This window comes from Microcystis panniformis FACHB-1757 (genome assembly GCF_001264245.1).
Classification (GTDB): Bacteria; Cyanobacteriota; Cyanobacteriia; order Cyanobacteriales; family Microcystaceae; genus Microcystis; species Microcystis panniformis.
Map to the genome: position 1 here is coordinate 12,421 of NZ_CP011339.1, position 18,500 is coordinate 30,920.

At 41.8% G+C, this 18,500-nt stretch carries 16 protein-coding genes and 6 pseudogenes; 10 read left to right on the forward strand and 12 right to left on the reverse strand.

What is annotated here, in order from left to right; translation table 11 throughout:
• The first annotated feature begins 6 nt into the window (after positions 1-6).
• Entirely contained in the window at positions 7-1,587 is a 1,581-nt protein-coding gene (locus VL20_RS00065) for a glycoside hydrolase family 3 N-terminal domain-containing protein (protein ID WP_072924537.1), read from the forward strand.
• On the opposite strand, the pseudogene VL20_RS00070 reads toward VL20_RS00065, so the two are convergent.
• A pseudogene (locus VL20_RS00070) lies at positions 1,584-2,780 on the reverse strand (lipid-A-disaccharide synthase-related protein). The gene VL20_RS00065 and the pseudogene VL20_RS00070 sit on opposite strands and share 4 nt — an antisense overlap.
• Positions 2,781-3,255: 475 nt before the next feature.
• Here VL20_RS00070 and tsaE point away from each other — a divergent pair.
• Complete coding sequence (tsaE, locus tag VL20_RS00075; RefSeq protein ID WP_052275225.1) at positions 3,256-3,726, forward strand: tRNA (adenosine(37)-N6)-threonylcarbamoyltransferase complex ATPase subunit type 1 TsaE; 471 nt, start codon at positions 3,256-3,258, stop codon at positions 3,724-3,726.
• A gap of 37 nt (positions 3,727-3,763) precedes the next feature.
• On the opposite strand, the gene aqpZ is transcribed toward tsaE, so the two are convergent.
• A complete protein-coding gene (aqpZ, locus tag VL20_RS00080) occupies positions 3,764-4,525 on the reverse strand; it encodes an aquaporin Z (RefSeq protein WP_284525944.1) in 762 nt (253 codons plus the stop codon).
• A 421-nt stretch (positions 4,526-4,946) separates the two neighbouring features.
• Here aqpZ and VL20_RS00085 point away from each other — a divergent pair, with 421 nt between their 5' ends.
• From VL20_RS00085 to VL20_RS33510, 4 genes and pseudogenes are all read left to right on the forward strand, one after another.
• Complete coding sequence (locus tag VL20_RS00085; RefSeq protein WP_052275227.1) at positions 4,947-6,032, forward strand: class I SAM-dependent methyltransferase; 1,086 nt, start codon at positions 4,947-4,949, stop codon at positions 6,030-6,032.
• A gap of 115 nt (positions 6,033-6,147) precedes the next feature.
• Positions 6,148-6,514: pseudogene (locus VL20_RS00090) on the forward strand (DUF2887 domain-containing protein); the annotation flags it as partial.
• A 41-nt stretch (positions 6,515-6,555) separates the two neighbouring features.
• Positions 6,556-7,365, forward strand: a complete 810-nt coding sequence (locus VL20_RS00095) for a hypothetical protein (protein WP_052275228.1) — start codon at positions 6,556-6,558, stop codon at positions 7,363-7,365.
• A gap of 3 nt (positions 7,366-7,368) precedes the next feature.
• Positions 7,369-7,860: pseudogene (locus VL20_RS33510) on the forward strand (DUF2887 domain-containing protein); the annotation flags it as partial.
• 70 nt (positions 7,861-7,930) lie between these two features.
• Here the strand turns inward: VL20_RS33510 and VL20_RS26635 are convergent.
• Positions 7,931-8,125, reverse strand: a pseudogene (locus VL20_RS26635) (SUMF1/EgtB/PvdO family nonheme iron enzyme); the annotation flags it as partial.
• A 135-nt stretch (positions 8,126-8,260) separates the two neighbouring features.
• Between VL20_RS26635 and VL20_RS00100 the strand changes: the two are divergent.
• On the forward strand, positions 8,261-9,766 hold the full coding sequence (locus VL20_RS00100; RefSeq protein ID WP_052275229.1) for an IS5 family transposase: 1,506 nt from the start codon (positions 8,261-8,263) through the stop codon (positions 9,764-9,766).
• Positions 9,767-9,807: 41 nt separating this feature from the next.
• Here the strand turns inward: VL20_RS00100 and VL20_RS00105 are convergent.
• The 4 genes and pseudogenes from VL20_RS00105 to VL20_RS00115 all read right to left on the reverse strand — a co-directional run.
• Positions 9,808-11,220, reverse strand: a pseudogene (locus tag VL20_RS00105) (protein kinase domain-containing protein); the annotation flags it as partial.
• A 147-nt stretch (positions 11,221-11,367) separates the two neighbouring features.
• Positions 11,368-11,535, reverse strand: a complete 168-nt coding sequence (locus tag VL20_RS31530) for a hypothetical protein (protein ID WP_167341528.1) — start codon at positions 11,533-11,535, stop codon at positions 11,368-11,370.
• A gap of 168 nt (positions 11,536-11,703) precedes the next feature.
• Positions 11,704-12,876: a CBS domain-containing protein gene (locus VL20_RS00110; protein ID WP_052275230.1), complete on the reverse strand. Its 1,173-nt coding sequence runs from the start codon at positions 12,874-12,876 to the stop codon at positions 11,704-11,706.
• A gap of 238 nt (positions 12,877-13,114) precedes the next feature.
• On the reverse strand, positions 13,115-13,555 hold the full coding sequence (locus VL20_RS00115; RefSeq protein WP_052275231.1) for a recombinase family protein: 441 nt from the start codon (positions 13,553-13,555) through the stop codon (positions 13,115-13,117).
• 274 nt (positions 13,556-13,829) lie between these two features.
• On the opposite strand from VL20_RS00115, the gene trxA reads away from it, so the two are divergent.
• The 3 genes from trxA to VL20_RS00130 all read left to right on the forward strand — a co-directional run bounded on the left by trxA (position 13,830) and on the right by VL20_RS00130 (position 15,235).
• Positions 13,830-14,156, forward strand: a complete 327-nt coding sequence (trxA, locus tag VL20_RS00120) for a thioredoxin (protein WP_052275232.1) — start codon at positions 13,830-13,832, stop codon at positions 14,154-14,156.
• An 83-nt stretch (positions 14,157-14,239) separates the two neighbouring features.
• Complete coding sequence (locus VL20_RS00125) at positions 14,240-14,566, forward strand: hypothetical protein (RefSeq protein ID WP_002751596.1); 327 nt, start codon at positions 14,240-14,242, stop codon at positions 14,564-14,566.
• Between the two features lie 51 nt (positions 14,567-14,617).
• Positions 14,618-15,235: a CP12 domain-containing protein gene (locus VL20_RS00130; protein ID WP_052275233.1), complete on the forward strand. Its 618-nt coding sequence runs from the start codon at positions 14,618-14,620 to the stop codon at positions 15,233-15,235.
• Between the two features lie 190 nt (positions 15,236-15,425).
• Here the strand turns inward: VL20_RS00130 and VL20_RS26640 are convergent.
• The 5 genes and pseudogenes from VL20_RS26640 to VL20_RS00150 all read right to left on the reverse strand — a co-directional run.
• Positions 15,426-15,542: pseudogene (locus VL20_RS26640) on the reverse strand (type II toxin-antitoxin system YoeB family toxin); the annotation flags it as partial.
• A 4-nt stretch (positions 15,543-15,546) separates the two neighbouring features.
• Complete coding sequence (locus VL20_RS00135) at positions 15,547-16,590, reverse strand: IS630 family transposase (protein WP_052275234.1); 1,044 nt, start codon at positions 16,588-16,590, stop codon at positions 15,547-15,549.
• A gap of 35 nt (positions 16,591-16,625) precedes the next feature.
• Positions 16,626-16,889 carry a type II toxin-antitoxin system YoeB family toxin gene (locus VL20_RS00140; protein ID WP_052275235.1) on the reverse strand — a complete coding sequence of 88 codons (264 nt, stop codon included), beginning with the start codon at positions 16,887-16,889 and terminating at the stop codon, positions 16,626-16,628.
• The gene (locus VL20_RS00145; RefSeq protein ID WP_002763754.1) at positions 16,879-17,163 is read right to left on the reverse strand and encodes a type II toxin-antitoxin system Phd/YefM family antitoxin; all 285 of its coding nucleotides are present in this window, start codon (positions 17,161-17,163) and stop codon (positions 16,879-16,881) included. Before VL20_RS00145 ends, VL20_RS00140 begins: the two co-directional genes overlap by 11 nt.
• A gap of 456 nt (positions 17,164-17,619) precedes the next feature.
• Positions 17,620-18,477 (reverse strand): IS5-like element ISMae4 family transposase, encoded by an 858-nt coding sequence (locus VL20_RS00150; RefSeq protein ID WP_052278330.1) that lies wholly within the window; start codon positions 18,475-18,477, stop codon positions 17,620-17,622.
• Positions 18,478-18,500: the final 23 nt, after the last annotated feature.

The following is an 18,500-nucleotide window of genomic DNA, read 5'->3' on the forward strand; positions in this document are numbered from 1 at the left end:
TGAATAGTGAGCGATCGCATTTTATCCCTAAAAGAACGCATTGGTCAGATGATAGTAGTCCGCGCTTCCGGCTATCTCTTTGACCAACAAATCCGCTATCCTGCTTGGGAACCTGTCAACGCCACCCTGAAACATTGGTTAGAAACCCTCCACCTCGGTGGGGTGATTCTGTTGGGAGGCAGCGCCGCCGAAATCGCTCTCCGTAGCCAACAATTACAAAGTTGGTCCGGGGATAATCCTCTGCTCATTGCTGCCGATATCGAGGAGGGAGTCGGCCAAAGGTTTTCCGGCGCTACTTGGTTCCCCCCACCGATGGCTTTAGGAAAAATAGCTGAAAAAAGCTTGACAAAAGCCACAGAATATGCTAGGGAAATGGGAGCAATTACCGCGAAGGAAGCACTAGCGATCGGGATTAACTGGATTTTAGCCCCAATTGTCGATGTGAACAATAATCCCGACAATCCTGTTATCAATATTCGTTCCTTCGCTGAAACTCCCGAAATCGTCGCTAATCTAGCTCAAGCTTTTATTTTAGGGGCCGATTCCTATCCAGTTTTGACCACGGCCAAACATTTTCCCGGCCACGGTGACACCAGCAATGACTCCCATCTCGATCTTCCCATCATCAACCACGATCATCATCGCCTAGAAGCGATCGAATTGCCGCCCTTTCAAGCGGCGATCGAGTCGGGGGTTGATAGTATTATGTCAGGCCATCTGTTAATTCCCGCTTGGGATGCCGAATTTCCCGCTACTCTTTCCTCGAAAATTCTCGGGGAAAAACTGCGCCAAAATCTCGGTTTTCAGGGTTTAATCGTCACCGATGCCCTGATTATGGGAGGAGTGACTAAAATTGCCAGCGCTGCCGCCATAGCAGTGAGGGCGGTACAGGCGGGGGCCGATATACTGTTAATGCCTCCCGATCCGATCGAAGCGATCGAAGCGGTGTATAGTGCCGTGCAAGCGGGTACAATTAGCGAAGCCAGAATTAATGATTCTTGGCAACGTATTCAACGAGCAAAGGAAAAATTAGGGCAAAGACAGCCATCCTTAGAATCCTTAAGCAGTTTAGCGGCACCGCAAGCTCTAGAGATTGTCAGCGATATTTTAAAAGATTCCCAAACAGTTAGCGGTAATTTACCCATTAAAGCCACTCAAGGCCGCAATTTAATCATTATCGATGATTTACTCAACTGTGACTTTCTCGATCGCTCTTGTCCGGCGGTGACAATTCCCCGACAATGGGGTTATCAAACCCAAATAATCGACCGTAGCACCTTTAATCAGTCCCTCGTCTCCCCAGAAACGACTCTCCTACAAGTATTCATCCGTGGTAATCCTTTTCGGGGTAGTGCCGGATTAAGGGAGGAAACGAAAGCTATCTATCAAGCTTTGCTGAAAACTGGACAAATTCAAGCATTGATTATTTATGGTAGTCCCTACGTTTTCCAGTGGTTTCGTCAACAAAGCGGAGAAATTCCCTATCTTTTCAGCTATGGACAACAACCAAGCGCCCAAAAAATCGCCCTAGAAACTATTTTTGAGGGGCCCACTAGCGGCGAAAATCAGACCGATACTTTCGTTTAAGGGCAAAAATACCCTAGTAACCATTGGGCAATGCGATCGGAGGCACCGGCCGATCCCATTCTCTGACGACCATTAAAGGCGATTTCTTGCCACTTTGGGGGATTTTGTAATAAATATTCTAACTTGTCCGCCACTGAGTCGGCACTATCACCTAAGAGAATTGAACAGCCTAATAAACGCTGTTGCAGTTTGGCAAAATGGGGAGTAAATTGTGGTCCAGATCCCGCAATTGTGATCGCCGGTTTACCCAAACCGACGAGCTGTTCCGTGGCAGTTCCCGCCATGGCGATCGCTAGATGGCAACGGCCTAAATATTCGGCGTAATCCCTTTGAGAAATAGTTATAAATACCTCTTGACAAATAAACTTGTTTATGCTTTGTTCTCGCCAACCCCGGGAAGTTAAAGCAGCCGTAAAAGATTCTAGGGGGAGAGGAGGAGCGATCGCTGCCAAAAATTCCAGCTTGTAATCGGGAAAACGTCCGATCATGGCCGTCACAGCTGCGAGAATTTGCTGCCAATTGTGGAGAGATTCGGGAAAGCGCGAACCGGGTAGCAGCAGAATAGTTAGGCAATCTTGGGGAAAATCGCCCGTTATCGAGGGTAAAAGGTCATCCATCATCGGATTACCCCATCGACAACGGCAATTGACCACTGTTGTAAAATTTTGCTAGTTAAACTATCCCGGGGAAAAACCCCCGACAGCGAGGATGAGCCATTAACCAGCGTTCCCAGGGATAATAATAGGAACCCCAGAGGCGATCGATCATCGAGCTACTATCTAACCATCCCTGCTCATCCCGGAGATAGTATTCCGATTTAGCCGTTCCCACAAAAGCATAATCTGTCCCGCTCAACCAAGCAAGGGCAAGGGTAAGATATCTCCCACTGCGACAATTTTTCCCCCTTCTTGGCCCCAATTTTTGACCAGACGGTATTGACGGGAGGTTAATCCTAATAATCCCTCCCGCAGATCTCGCCATAATTGTTTGGCATCCCTAGTTATAAAACCCCCAGAGGGCATTTTTTGACCTCGATCGAGAAGGGGAATCCCCAGACGAGTATAAGCATAACCGTTACCCACTAGGGATAAAGCAGTAATATCCGGACAGAGGGGAGATGATTGCAGTCTTTTAATAATCCGGATCGCGATCTCATCTTCACCGTGGCCATTACTCAAAAATAATAATTTCACTTTTTTTCTTAACTTCTGGCTTAAAGTCCTAAACTTCGGTTGTTTTATTGCCTTCGACCCTAGACAATGCTGATGGTTAGGGAACCATCAATTTTATAAAAGCAGTTAACCAACTCCCATTTAGTCTAATCTACCGGAAGGTTTCGCCGATCGCTTATCTCTGCCCTGATGGCGACCATTTGACCAAAGGTAAGACTAAAAGATAAGAGATGAGTTTAACTGCTTCTATTTTTCTCGATCAAAAGACCAGATTTAGCCCACCAGGGCCAAGAAGGTCAGAAACCTGCTCTGATCGCTAAGTAGCTGGTTATAATTAAATTAAAAATGGATTTTAGGTTCGATCCCCCTGCCCCCCTTGATAAGGGGGGTGCCGGTAGGCGGGGGATCCCCTCTTAATAAGGGGGGCATCTGATAACTTTTAACGCCTACCTACTCATATTAGAATCAGTGATTAATTGGCATCCTAGCGGAAAAAATGATTATCGACTTACCCGATCGAGAAGCTACTGTCAATTTAGGGGAAAAACTGGGGCAAACCTTGGCCCCCGGCAGTGTAATTTTATTAAAAGGCGATGTGGGAGCGGGAAAAACCACCTTAGTACAGGGAATTGGCCTAGGATTGGGTATTCAAGAGCCTATAGCTAGTCCTACCTTCACCCTCGTTAACGAATATAGCGAAGGCCGCCTTCCTTTGTATCATTTGGATTTGTATCGTTTGCAGGGTCAAGATATCGAGGCGCTGTACCTAGAAAATTATTGGCAGGGAATCGAGGTGGATTTAGGGATAGTGGCGATCGAATGGTCAGAACGTTTAACTTTTTTGCCGGAAAATTATCTAGAGATTACTTTACTCGATCGAGGCGAGCAAGGACGACGAGCGCTGCTCAATTTTGTCGGTGGGGACGAAAAAAATAGCGACCCCACAGGAATCGCTATCAGCACTTGACTTTTGAAGCAATCAAACTTTAGCGGTAACTTTCCACTTATTCTCTAACTCGCCTTTCTTCTAAAGTTTCTTCAAAGAAACTATTGTAGAGGAAACCCGCAGCCACGGCCCCAACAATGGGAGCAATCCAGAATAACCATAATTGACCAACGAGAGCCATATTACCGCATAAAAGAGCAACACCGGTACTACGAGCGGGGTTAACGGAGGTATTGGTCACGGGAATGCTAATTAAGTGAATTAAGGTCAATCCTAAACCAATAGCGATGGGAGCAAAACCCGCTGGAGCGCGTCGATCGGTAGAGCCTAAAATGATAATTAAGAACATGAAGGTCAAGACCACTTCCGTGACCAAAGCGGCGAATAAACTGTAACCACCGGGAGAATGTTCTCCGTAACCATTGGTGGCCAGAGGGTTACGGCCTCCCAGAGCGAAACTAGGTTGACCACTGGCAATAATGTAGATAATTACCGCCGCTAAAATCGCCCCTAAAACTTGAGCGATGATGTAGGGAAGTAGTTCCGAACCGGGGAAGCGTTTACCTGCCCAGAGACCGAAGGAAACGGCGGGATTAAAATGTCCCCCCGAAATATGCCCGAAAGCGTAGGCAAGAGTAAGGACGGTTAAACCGAAGGCGAGGGCGACACCCACAAAAGAAATCCCCAGATGGATATTAAAATCAGCACCATCTACGACACTCTTGGCTTTACCCACAAATACTGCCGCTAAAACGGCACTACCGCAACCACCGAGAACGAGCCAAAACGTCCCGATGAACTCTGCTAGATACTTTTTCATCTCTATATCAAGGTTGAATGATTTTGCTTTTAGGTTATCTCCCATCAGACCGGATTAAACTGTTATAAGATATTAAAAAATAGTTATTTTTTACCTTCAATTTGCCGTTCTCATGGGGAAACTATCAGCTTTTTAGGGATATAATAGTAAAAAAATCGGGAATTTCTGATAATTTCACACTTTCTTTAGATTTACTTCTATCTTGATGTCTGATTGGTTTTGGCAGTGGTTGACCCTTTTCGATCCTAGTTAATCATGGAAAGACAAAAGAAGAGATCGAGTGCTAAGTAGGTGGGTGGAATTAAATATAAAATGAACGTAGGTTGGGTTGAAGCATGAAACCCAACGCCCGCTCATGTTACGCTACCGCTAACCCATCCTACAAATAATTGTGCCTACCTACTTAATTATGAGATGAGCGATGCAGGAAGAAAAAGCGATATTTAATATCAACAATACTTTTTATCGACTGGAGAGTAAAATCGTCCGAGATTTAGGAGTTTTAGGGGCGGCAATTGCCCAAAAAGAGCGGGGCAGTTTGCGCGTTTTAGAAGTAATGAGCGGCTCTGGTGTGCGAGCACTCAGGTATTGGTTAGAAAGTGGTGCGGATTGGCTGTGGGTTAATGATGGTAATCCAGAAATTAAGCCAACTTTAGACGCTAACTTAGAGAGTTTATTACAACAGAAAAAAATCAAAATAACCTATAAATCTGCCCAAGAAGTTCTCCTAGAATGTTATCTTAAAAAAGACCATTATGATCTAGTTGATATTGATGCTTTTGGTTCTCCCGCATCTCTGTTTAGTGCTATTCCTTTAGCCACTAAAATCGGTGGTTTAATTTATCTAACTAATACCGATGGACGGACGCTGACGGGTCATAATCTAGAAAATAGTTTAGCTGATTATGGAGCCTCTGCTCGCAATCATCCAGCTGCCCACGAACAGGGATTAAGATTAATTATCGCCGGTTTGCAATTAGAATCAGCCCGGTTAGGTTTAGGAATTACGCCAGTTTTTTCCTTCTTTTTCGGTCAAAGTTATCGGGTGATGGTGCGGTTAACAGCTAATAGACAATTAAATAGTCATAACTACGGTTTTCTCGGTTATTGTCATAGCTGCGGGGAATATCAATCAGTGCCTTGGCCGAAGTTAGGCAAGATAGTTTGTTCTGGGGACGGGCAACCTTTAACTTTAACCGGACCCTTGTGGTTAGGCAGTTTACACGATCGCTTTTATCTAGAAAAAATGGCAGATTTAGCCGATCAATGGCAGTGGAAAAAGGTAGTTAAATTGTTAGAAATAATGAGGGAAGAGAACGATTTTCCTCCCTATTTTTATAGCTTTCGTGAAATTGGTAGAAGGGGTAAATTAGATTTACCCAAAAGGGAAGATTTAATTGCGGCTCTCTTAGAACAAGGTTATCGAGCCGCTGCCACCCATATTAACCCGCAAGCGTTGAAAACTAACGCTTCTTTAGCCCAATGTATCGCAATGCTCAAGGACTAATTAATTAAGGTTTGCTGAATAAATCTAAAGGCTTTTTTAAAAGCAAAAAGTGCCAGTCCTTGCAGTGTTCAGGGGGTAAAATTCTGGGACTTTTTCCCTGAAAATTAGGGAAGTGGAATCCCTGGGAATATCGATGTTACAATTAATTATAGCACCCACCGCAAGAGCGATCGAGCAGGGAAAACAATTAATTCCACGGATTAGACAAGAATTACCTCAGGTCAAACAACAGCAAGAACTTTTAGAATTGATAGAGACAATCTTGGTTTATAAGCTACCCCAAGTCAGTAGAAAGGAGATAGAAGCGATGTTTAGTTTAAGTGATTTAAAACAAACTAAAGTTTATCAGGAAGCTTTGGAGTAAGGCAGACAAGAAGCTGAATTAACAGCGTTTATTGGCATTAGGATTAAACTTTGAACAGATAGCACAAGCTTTAGAATTAGAGATCGAACAGGTTAGACAAGCGACTCAAAGGGAATAGGAAAAGTTCAAAGCGATCGCAATAAGGTAACATAGCGTATCATGCTAAACGACTTTTGTACTATAGCAGAGAGACTAGCTGTGTCATCATTAGACATCTCCGAAAAAAACGTAGGGAAAATTCATGAATTTTACTCCGAAAATGTAGGGATAATTAATAAATTTTACTCCGAAAATGTAGGGACAATTCATGAATTATACTCCGAAAATGTAGGGATAATTAATAAATTTTACTCCAAAAATGTAGGGACAATTCATGATTTATACTCCGAAAATGTAGGTATAATTAATAAATTTTACTCCGAAAATGTAGGGATAGTTCATGATTTATACTCCGAAAATGTAGGGACAATTCATGATTTGTACTCCGAAAATGTAGGTATAATTAATAAATTATACTCCGAAAATGTAGGTATAATTAATAAATTATACTCCGAAAATGTAGGGACAATTCATGATTTATACTCCGAAAATGTAGGGACAATTCATGATTTATACTCCGAAAATGTAGGGACAATTCATGATTTATACTCCGAAAATGTAGGGACAATTCATGATTTATACTCCGAAAATGTAGGGACAATTCATGATTTATACTCCGAAAATGTAGGGACAATTCATGATTTATACTCCGAAAATGTAGGGACAATTCATGATTTATACTCCGAAAATGTAGGGACAATTCATGATTTATACTCCGAAAATGTAGGTATAATTAATAAATTTTACTCCGAAAATGTAGGGACAATTCATGAATTGTCCCTACCAATAATTTCAGGTTACGCATATTTAATTTTCGGAGATATCCATTCTCTATTATCTGGGATTATTGGCATATCTGTAATGATTTGAGGGCAAGGAAAACAATTAATTCCACGGATTAGACAAGAATTACCTAATCTCAAACAACAGCAAGAACTTTTAGAATTGATAGAGACAATTTTGGTTTATAAGTTACCCCAAGTCAGTAGAAAGGGCTCTTCTCGACTTTGTGTGATAATTTTTGCTTATGGAATCGTGAAATGCTTATCGGGCAAGACTTTTAGGGCTATTTTGCGGAAGAAAGTATCAGTATAGACCTCGTTTCCACACAGAAACCAGAAGAGCCTAGAAAGGAGATAGAAGCGATGTTTAGTTTAAGCGATTTAAAACAAACTAAAGTTTATCAGGAAGCTTTGGAGTAAGGCAGACAAGAAGCTGAATTAACAGCGTTTATTGGCATTAGGATTAAACTTTGAACAGATAGCACAAGCTTTATCTCGTTATCTCGTTATCTCGTTCCCAGGTTCTACCTGGGAACGCTCTCTTCAGGTTCTACCTGAATATTGCTTTAAGGCAGAGCCTTAAATATTGTGTTTCAAGGCAGAGCCTTGAAACAAGGGAAAAAGGGTAAAAAGGGAAAAAAAGGGAAAAAGGGTTATAGAGTCCTCCCAGCACCGCACACCACCCGAAAACCGAGGAAGTTGAGAGGGTAGTCGCGGCGGTTGACGAGGCTGCGGGAAGCAGAACGGCAGAGAACTGGATGGCTGCACCAAGAACCGCCCCGCAGTATTTGAAAATGATTATCCCTTATCAGCCAAGCACTGCCATCCCTTGGCGCATTCTCATAGCTAGGGTTTGCTGAATAACTGTGAAATACTTATGATATAAGGATTACAGCCATATTAAATTCCCAAAAAGTCAAGAAAAAGGGACAGAAAACGGCTAAAATTGCTAAAATACCCTTGCACTTATCCGACAAGAACATATGTACCGAAAAACGAACGAGTCTTCAATTGCCCCAGAAAACTTTGAGTTGCCTTTTGAGGGAAAATTATCAGCAGATAATCGCTGGATAATAATGGCAGAGTTAATTCCCTGGGAAGAATTTGAAGAAGAATATGCCCAAAATTTTGACGAAGAAATGGGTGCGCCAGCCAAACCATTTAGGATGGCATTAGGAGCATTAATTATTAAGGAAAAATTAAAAACAAGCGACAGGGAAACCATAGAGCAAATCAAGGAAAACCCCTATTTACAGTATTTTCTAGGGATGTCAGCCTATAGTAATGAAGCTCTATTTGATGCGACAATGTTCGTTAATTTTCGTAAAAGAATCAGTAAGAATTTAATCAATAAAATTAATAAAAGAATGGTGATGAGAGAGAGAAAAAAGAAGGAAATTGAAGAAAAAAGTGAAAGAAAAGAAGAAGAAAAAGAGAGTCAAATAAAAAATAAAGGAAAATTAATATTAGATGCAAGTTGCGCACCTGCTGATCTAAGTTATCCCCAGGATTTAGGGATATTAAATCAAGCAAGAAAGAAAACAGAAAACATTCTAGATTGTCTCTATCAAAGTTTGAGAATCAAGCTGAAGAAAAAGCCAAGAACTTATAGAAAAAGAGCGAGAAAAGATTATTTAAAAGTAGCCAAAAAACGTCGTTGTTCTCAAAAAGAAAGACGAGAAGCTATCAAGAAGCAACTGCAATATATCAAAAGAAATCTATCTCAAATAGAGAAATTAATCGAGGGGGGATCAGAGTTAAGTAGTCTCAGCAAAAGAAACTACAAAATGTTGTTAGTGGTGACAGAAGTTTATCGTCAACAATTGTGGATGTGGGAAAATAAATCATCGAGAATTGATGATAGAATTGTGAGTATAACCCAACCACACATCCGCCCTATCGTTAGAGGAAAAGCAGGAAAACCAGTTGAATTTGGAGCAAAAATCTCAGTAAGCTGTTTTGAGAGTTATGTATTTTTAGACCATTTAAGTTGGGATAATTTTAATGAATCTGGGGACTTACAAGCGCAAGTAGAAGAGTATAAAGAATTCACAGGATATTATCCAGAATCAGTTCATGTTGATAAAATTTATCGAACTAGAAAAAATCTAGCTTGGTGTAAAGAAAGAGGAATTAGAATCAGTGGAGTTCCTCTAGGAAGACCACCTAAAAATATTAGTAAAGAAACTAAAAAACAAGCTCTTGAGGATGAAGGAATTCGGAATGCAATTGAAGGTAAATTTGGTCAAGCAAAAAGAAGATATAGTCTTGATTGTATCATGACAAAACTTGATAAAACTTCAGAAACTTCCATTGCCATTACTTTTTTAGTCATCAATCTTTCTAACCTGCTTAGACAGGTTAACTGTCTTTTTTTGTCCCTATTTCTTTATACATCTAAATTTAGCTTTATTCATCCCTCTTTGATTAGAAAAGATGATAAAAAAGCTGATTTCTCAACAGAAAAACTTATCTTAAATTCGGGCTGATTTTTGAGAGTTTTTGTTTTTTACTTTTTCAGCAAACCCTAGCTATCATGCCAATTGTCCTCGCACCACTCAAAAACATTGCCACTCATGTCATACAGTCCCCAAGCATTGGGCTTTTTCTGGCCCACAGGATGAGTTTTATCCTGAGAATTTCCGTCATACCAAGCGTAATCTCCTAACTGATTAGCATCATCACCAAAATAATAGCGAGTAGTGGTCCCCGCACGACAAGCATATTCCCATTCCGCTTCCGTCGGTAGGCGATAGGTTTTCCCTGTTATTTGACTCAATTTTTGACAAAAGGCTTTAGCGTCGTTCCAACTAACATTTTCTACCGGATTTTGCTGATTATTTTTCAACCAAGAGTTGTTTTTAAAATGAGAGGGATTGGTTCCCATTACTGCTTGATATTGTGCCTGAGTCACTGGATATTTCCCAATCGCAAAACTGTTGACTTTAACTTGGTGTTGAGGCTTTTCATAGCTTTTAGCATCGGGATCACTGTCAGCAGATCCCATGAGAAATTGACCTGCTGGTAAGTTCACCATCTCTAGTGTGACTCGATTGGGTAGTTTTTCGGTAAATGGAGTAGGTGAAACAGGCTTTTTGACTGCTGCCGGTGCTGGTGGAGGTGACGGGGGAGAATTCCATCCCACAGGTTGTAAGGCATTTAAAACCTGTTGTGCTGTCCATCTTTGTTTTCTATCTTTTTGCAAACACCCTTCAATAATCGGTTTAAACTCTTTCGGTAAACTGGGGATTTGTAGCTCACAATTCATCACCTTGGCCATTAACTGGTTAATATCATTATTAAACTTATAGGGAAGTTGATTAGTCGTCATTTCGATTAACATAATACCTAATGACCACAGATCCCAAGCTGAGGAAATATCCCCCCTAAAGGCCTCAGGAGGCATATAAATAATTGTACCGCTATTGTGGACGGTTTGAGTGTGGCTTTTGTTATTTAAGGTTCTAATTAAGCCAAAATCTGCTAACTTGTATTGTTGATTAACCTTGAGGATATTACCCGGTTTTAAATCTCGATGGACTTTATTTTGTCCATGAAGATAATTTAAGCCCTGGGCGACTTGAGCAGTAATATTTTTAATCTCACTTGATGATAAACCGCCTTTGGCAATGTGATTTTCTAGGCTACCCTGTGCCAATTCCATCACTAAATAAAGCATTTCAGTATTGAGAAAAGTAAATTCCCCCACCGAATAAGCCTTAATTAAATTAGAATGTTCTAACTTTCTGGCATTTGTTAATTCAATTAATTTATCATCGCTACTTTCGGGGATAACTTTAATGGCAACTTCTTGTACCGATGTATTTCTGACCATTTCACTAGCATGAAATACACCACCAAAACCACCGGCACCGAGAAACTTATTAAGACGATAGGGGCCTATTTGTTGCCCTTCTAACATCTTCATCATTTGGTCTAGCATAATAATAACTCCTGAATTAGCCAATTTTTACGTTGTGTAACTATCCTATTAAGTGAGTGGTTATAATTATTAAATTGAAGATAGATTGTGCCTTTGATCCCCCCTTAATCCCCCCTTGATCCCCCCTTAATTCCCCTTGATCCCCCCTTAATTCCCCCTTGATCCCCCCTTAATTCCCCCTTGATAAGGGGGGCGCGGATCCTCCCTTTCACTAGCATGAAATACACCCCCAAAACCACCAGCACCGAGAAACTTATTAAGACGATAAGAGTTTATTTGTTGCCCTTCTAACATCTTCATCATTTGTTCTAGCATAATAATAACTCCTGAATTAGCCAATTTTATTGATAGTAGGGTTAATTGATAGTAGGGTTAATTGATAGTAGGGTTGATTCATGAATCAACCCTACCCCGATGTCGGGGGTTTAGGGGGTCTTGCTTCTTGCCTCGTCTCAACAAGCAATTTAAATTACGAACAGCTTACTAAGAGCTAATTTCACGGCCGAGGTACTCAAGCTTATCGAGAACAGATTGAAGCAAAGATCGCCGCTGCTCGACGACAATATCTAAGTTAGCCAACATATACTTTACGTCTTTGTAGGCATTGTCCAGCAAGGTAAGTAATAACTCGCGATCGCCTGCGCTCTCTTTTTCTGATGGGGTGCGGGTCCGTTGGGGTAATAAGTCCGCTGGTGGAGAAGGAGGGAAGGGCGATCGCTCGGACTCTAGCTGTTGAATCGTTTGCTGTAAATTTTCAATCACCCCATACATTTCCATCGGGTCAAAAACCCTTAACAGACTGGTTTGTGTAACAATACCCAACCCCCGACCCCAGTTCCAAGAAACCACCAAACGCCCCACCCGCCGTTTTTGCATTTCCTGATGGGCCGTCCACAGGGAATCCTCGGGACTGAGGAGAAATAAGGGCGTACTCATCACCGTCTGGGCCCTAGTTTTGTGCAGATCGATTTGAACTGCTTGAAACTGGACAAGATCTCGCTCTGTCACAATACCAACAGGGTAGTCATTGTCTTCGGAATTTCTCTGGGTGATCACCACACAACTGACACGATGTTCCGCCATTAACTGGGCCAATTGCAGGACTGTGGCGGTGAGTGGGGCCTGTACCACTTGACTGGTCATCACATCCGATACGCGACGAAATCGCAATAGATTGGCCGGACGCAATATCTGGCGAATACTTTCATGGGATATCACCCCGACTAATTGTCCTTGGTCATCGACAATCGGCAAATGGCGAATGCGGTAGCGCCGAAACAAAAACAGGGCAGCAAAAATGTCTTGAGCAGATTGCTGGGGTAACGTGATCAGGGGATGCACCATCACATCAGCAACGGTTGTCTCAGTCAGGTTAATTCCTTGAGCGGTGAGTCGCACCACATCCCGTTCTGTCAAAATTCCTAATAGCTCTTGCCCTTGCACCACCAGCAGACAGCTAACACGCACCTCTCCGGCCGGAGCAGCTAGAGGGGATAGGTCATCGGTGAGTAAACACAGACGGTTATAGGCCTGGCCGATCATGGCGATCGCATCTGCCAGGGAAGTGGTTGGCGGCACCGTCAAGGGTTGGCGATTGATCGCCTTTTCCAGATCGGGGGCCCAACTCAGAGGTGTATCGAGGGACATCAGCACCATCCTGCGATCGCAAAGGACAAGATAGACAGAACAGTCACTGGGCAAAGAACCCAGACTCTCAGAGTTGCCAAAACCCGTTCTAAAACTATCTCAAAGTGTAGCGTCATTTAACTTTTTCCTAAAAGATGTAACGTTTTGTTACAATTTTTATTAAACTCGTAAAGATTTTAGACCCACTTCGGTGTATCATAGAGGGATGTAACAGGTTAAAGCCTGAAACTTTTTATTTAGCGGTTATTCAGCCTCTAATGGTTTCAGGGGCGGCATCACCAGACGCTGGGGTGAGTACTTCCGGGTTCTGGTCGGCCTGAAGGGTTACTCCGGAAATTCTGGACACCTTTCCATAAAGTCGATCCAGCACTCGCTTTACGGAAATACGCTGCCATGGTAGACCGCGTTTGGTGGTGTAGCCCTGTTCATTAAGCCAATCGGCGATCTTCTGCAAGGATTTCCCTGATTTGTGATGACGGCGAATCAGTTCAATGACCCGGCACTCTTCCGGATCATCCACTAATTCCCCATCGATCGATCGTTGTCCAAAGGCAGGGGAGCCGTAGCCCGCATAACCACCGTTGCTTGCTTTTGCTTGTCTGCCTTGTTCTAGCCGCTCCCAGGCAGATAAATCGTTGGAAGGGGTCGCTGTCATAGGGTATCTAAATGCAATAACTTGCAAAACCATATTATCGCAACTTAACGTCGCAAATTTGTTTTGATTGGGGGCAGCCGATGACGACTTACAAAGTAAAACCCCTGCATGAGCAGGGACTAGATGTCACCATCGATGTCTGGGACAACCAAACTATAGACGATACCCCCGGGAGGCGGACAAAGTTAAAGGGTCAAAGGCCAAGCATTTTTAGATGAGGAGCGGTTCAAAGCTGAATTTCTATTGTAAAACGCAGCGATCAGAGAATTTGTCCTAAGTTACACAGCATCAATCTGGAGATATAAACATGGGTACGGCTACATTTATTCAAGATGAAACTGAATTTGATTCCCTCTTAAAGAGTGAATCCCTGTTGGTGGTAGATTGCACAGCAACCTGGTGTGGACCTTGCAAACTGGTGGCACCGTTGATCGATCGATTGGCCGATGACTATCGCGATCGTGCCAAAGTCTTTAAACTTGACCTAGACAGTAACAAACTCGTGGCCAAACGCTTTGGGATTAGAAGTATTCCTGCTGTCATGGTATTTAAACAGGGGGAATTGATAGAAACATTAGTTGGGGTTAAACCCTATGAAGAATTTACGGAAGCCGTAGAACGACAATTACGGTGATAGTCTTCCACCGTTAACAAACACTCTGGGCAAACCTCCGACGTTGACCCTTTCCTTCTCACACCACTATTTAATTTTGAGGTATGGCGATGAACAAGCTTATAGAAATTCGGTGTCCTAACTGTGGCAGCGTAGCTCAACGGCTCTTGAGCGATCGCCTACCCGCAGGATATAAGTGTCCGGCCCGACAGGTTGCTCAGACGGAATGCCCAGTGTGTGATTATTTCATTGCCATGTGTTGGCAAAACGGCGCTGTGCTGGAGGCCTATGCTCCAGGCATTCAGGGGAACACAGCTGCGGCCATGCCGCCCCAGCCCCAACCAGCGATCGCCCATTGGTCTTTGTCATCTGTGTTCAAAGTGGCACTCAGCCCACAAGAGTCTAGGAAATTGCTATCGGGGCAACCCTAGTCAACTTTTGCGTTTATACCGGTCCTTTCATTTAACCAAACCAAACCATATATGCTACAAGCTCAAGAAATTATGACTCAAAACGTTGTCACCATTCGTGGTTCGGCAACGGTTGCCGATGCCGTGCAATTGATGAAAGAAAAAAAACTGCGGGGTTTGATTGTCGAACCGCGCCATGAACAGGATCCCTATGGAATTGTCACCGAAACCGACATCGTTTACAAAGTGGCGGCCTTTGGCCACGATCCTAAAACTATGCGGGTCTATGAAATTATGGCCAAGCCCTGTGTGGTTGTCAATCCCGAACTGGGGGTGGAATATGTGGCCCGGTTATTTGCTCAAACCCGCATTCGCCGCGCCCCAGTGATTCAGGGTAAAACTTTGCTGGGCATTATTTCTGTGAGTGATATTCTCTTCAAGAGCGATTTTGTCGAAAAGCCGAAGCGGTTGTTCATTGAAGATGAAATTGAAGCGGCTCGCGAAGACGCGCGGGCAATTTGTGCGGCCAAGGGTGAAACCTCTCCCGATTGCGCTGCGGCCTGGGATGTGGTGGAGGAACTCCAGGCCGAAGCCTCCCATCAACGGGTCAAAAAACAGGGGAGTAACTCATTTCAGGCTTACTGCGAAGCCAATCCCGATGCCTTAGAGTGCCGCATTTATGACGATTAAATCCTGGAGGAATGTAAAGATTTATTAAATTGTAACATAGGCTACAGCTTTGCTTGGTTTATTGTGTATTGCTTCACTGTCCTCCTTCTGTCTTGGGTTGGGCTATCCCTTAACCCAAGCTACGAGGGGGAACGGACTACGTTCCTTGTCCCCTTTCTCCTGTAACAGTTCTTGATGGGTTTGTCTGAGTTTAGCCTGATTGATAATGATAGCGAGCTTGTAAAAAATAAACCTTATTTCCTGTGACTTTATAAACTAAACGATGCTCTAAGTCGATCCGTCGTGACCAAGTGTCGGCAGCAATATATACTTTAGACGTTCATAATCTGAGATTTATTAAACTTCTGAAATCGTAGAGTCAGCAAGGAATCCAGTTCTTTTTTATGTTTCAGATGGGCATCATTCAGACATTCATAAATAGCTGAAGAAAAGTCAGAAAAGTTCTCATAATATTTACCATATAAACATTTCTTTTTGACCAATTTCCACAGCCTTTCAATTAAATTTAGATTAGGTGAATAAGACGGCAGATAGAGCAGCTCTATTGACAAAGAAAGAGCCAATTCTTCAACAATTTTACATTTTTGATAGCGGGCATTATCTAAGACTAGAGTGATGGGAATCATTAGTCCTAAAGCAGCTATTTTTGACCGGAGTTCACAGACTTGAGTTGCCGTAATATAAGTTTCATATGTTACCAGAATAACTTCATGAGTTATTGCATTTAATGCTCCTAAAACATTGAAGCGTTTACGCCCGCTCGGTGACTTAACAAAAAGTCTCTCAAAACACCAAACAAAACCGAGAAATGCTCCCATGACGAAGTGAGCGGCATCAACAAAAAAAACAGCCCTTTTTCCTTCTTTTGCCTCATTTAGTCTGGGTTCTAGCTTTTTTTCTTTGTAGTCCTCTTGTTCATCTGGGTCAGCTTTAGAAGGAAGAGAACCTACTTTTAAACATTTCATTCCCATTGATTTTAAAAATTTTCTCACTTGGGTAGGACTTCGTTTTATTCCCGTCAATTCTTCTATCCTATATACAGCTTCATTTATTGTGGCTGGTGGATTTTTCTCGAAGTATTTTTTGAGGGTTTCTTTTTGAAACTCTAATTCACTTTTAGGGCGATAGAAGTTGATTTCTTTTAATTTTTCTATTCCGCCTTCTTGATAATCGCGAAGATAGGTTAATAAGGTATTTGGCGAGATTCCTGCTAACTGACAAATTTTTTGGTGCGGTATCTTTTGGCTTTTTAACCAGAGAACTTCCATCTTCAGTTGAACCCGGGGATGGGGATGATGAAATCTTTCATAATACAGTGAGTTCTTTTCTTCTTCCGTGAATTCTAGGTTAATCATGTTTTTAATGAGTGCTTTGCTTCTAATTATGACTCTTAAACTATATTATTGTCCTTGAGTAAAAAATGCAAGTTGTAGCCGTGCAAAGTATACTTAAGAGGTTCGGGTTTACCCAATCCTGTAAACGGATCGCCATCCAAAATATCTGCCACTAAGTCTAAAATTTTATCGCCTTTTTTCGGTTCGTTCCGATACCACCAAGCTAAATCTGCTTTGAAATCAGGACTAAAAACGGGCAAATAACCATGAATAGGATTATTTTGAGGTTTATCTGGCTTATTTTCTCTTTTAGGACTCAATTCCTAACTCCTCTTTCAATTCAGCTAATGTTTGAGGAGTTGCATCTTCTGTCTGGGTCCATGCCAAAGAGCGAAATAAGCGTTGGGCATTTTCTGGCGAGCGCAATAAATAAACACACTCTAATAAACTGGAAAGCTCATCTTCAGCAATTAAAGCCACATTTTTCTGATTGCGACGCTTAATGACGATAATTTGAGATTCGTCACACACCTGATCTAAGAGACTGGCTAAATTCATTCTCGCTTGAGAGTAGGTGGTTTCTTTGCTTAACATGATTTTTGGGGGAGACTTGTACAACCTTATTGTACAATTCCACGCTCTTGAACTCCCCAAAAACCCCAAAATCTGAAGGGAGAGGAATATAAAGATTTATTAAATTGTAGCTTTTGTGAGGGGGGAGTGTGTATTGTTCTACTATCCGCCTTTGGTGTTGGGTTGGGTTGTTGCTTCACCTAGCTGCGAGGGGGCGAACGCACTTTGAGGAGATACATTAGACCTCTTGCAAATTAATTATATGTTATAATGATGGGTTAACTAATTTTCCCCAAAAAATCAGTTAACCAGTACATTCATTCTAAATGAAAACTTGAAGTTTAACTTTTAACTCAAAACTCTTTAGATATGCTTTAATTTGGTTATCAAAACCTCTTTATTTAAGCGGCACAAACTATCTCAATTATAAAAATTGAGAATAAATTCTCCTTGACTTGATTAATCTTTAGGCAACTTTTAAGAAGCTGCTATACCTATCCCTAACTCACAGTTATAAATAGCCGCCAACAAGTTAACTCTTAAACTATATCTTCGACGACGATTCCGATATTTACAGGATAAGATTTTAAAGGTTTTGAGTTTCCTATTTATATGTTCAATGATAATCCTTTCTTTGGCTAAAGCCTTGTTATACTCTTTTTCTAACTCTGTTAATTTTCTATTTTTCGATTTCTTTTTCGGTGTATAACTATTACTATGGTATGCAGCTATTCCCTGATAACCACTGTCTTCTATGCTGGTAGTTAAAGGATGAAAACGAACTCGACTTTTTTTAAATAAACTAAAATCATGACCTCTACCTTTCCCACAAAAGACACAGATAATTTCCTCGGTATTTTGATCAGCTACTAATTGGGATTTTAAAGTATGATAACCTCTTTTACCTCCCAAAAAATCTTTCTGTTTCTTTTGGGGGCGTTCAATGGGAGTTTCCGTTACATCCATTACCGTTATGACCGGTATCTCTGCTTGATTGAGTAAAGCTTTTTTTCCTTTTAAACGGAAGTTTCCCGATTGTAAAAGCATTTTTTCCGTCTTATTTACAATCCGACATATAGTTGATTCTGATAGTTCCCAGCTTGTACCAATGTGAAAATATGTTCTATATTCTCGCCAATATTCTAACGTTACTAAAACTTGTTCTTCTATAGATAGTTTAGGTTTCGGTCCCCTTTTAGATGGTGAATTAGAGTCGGCTTCAACACTTTTTACTGATTCTACCATCTTTCTATAGGTTTGTTTATACACACCGAAACGGCGTTTGAATTGTTCATCTGATAAGTTTTGATAATCCATAATTTTGCTAATAAACATAGCAAAATTATAGATGATTTCCT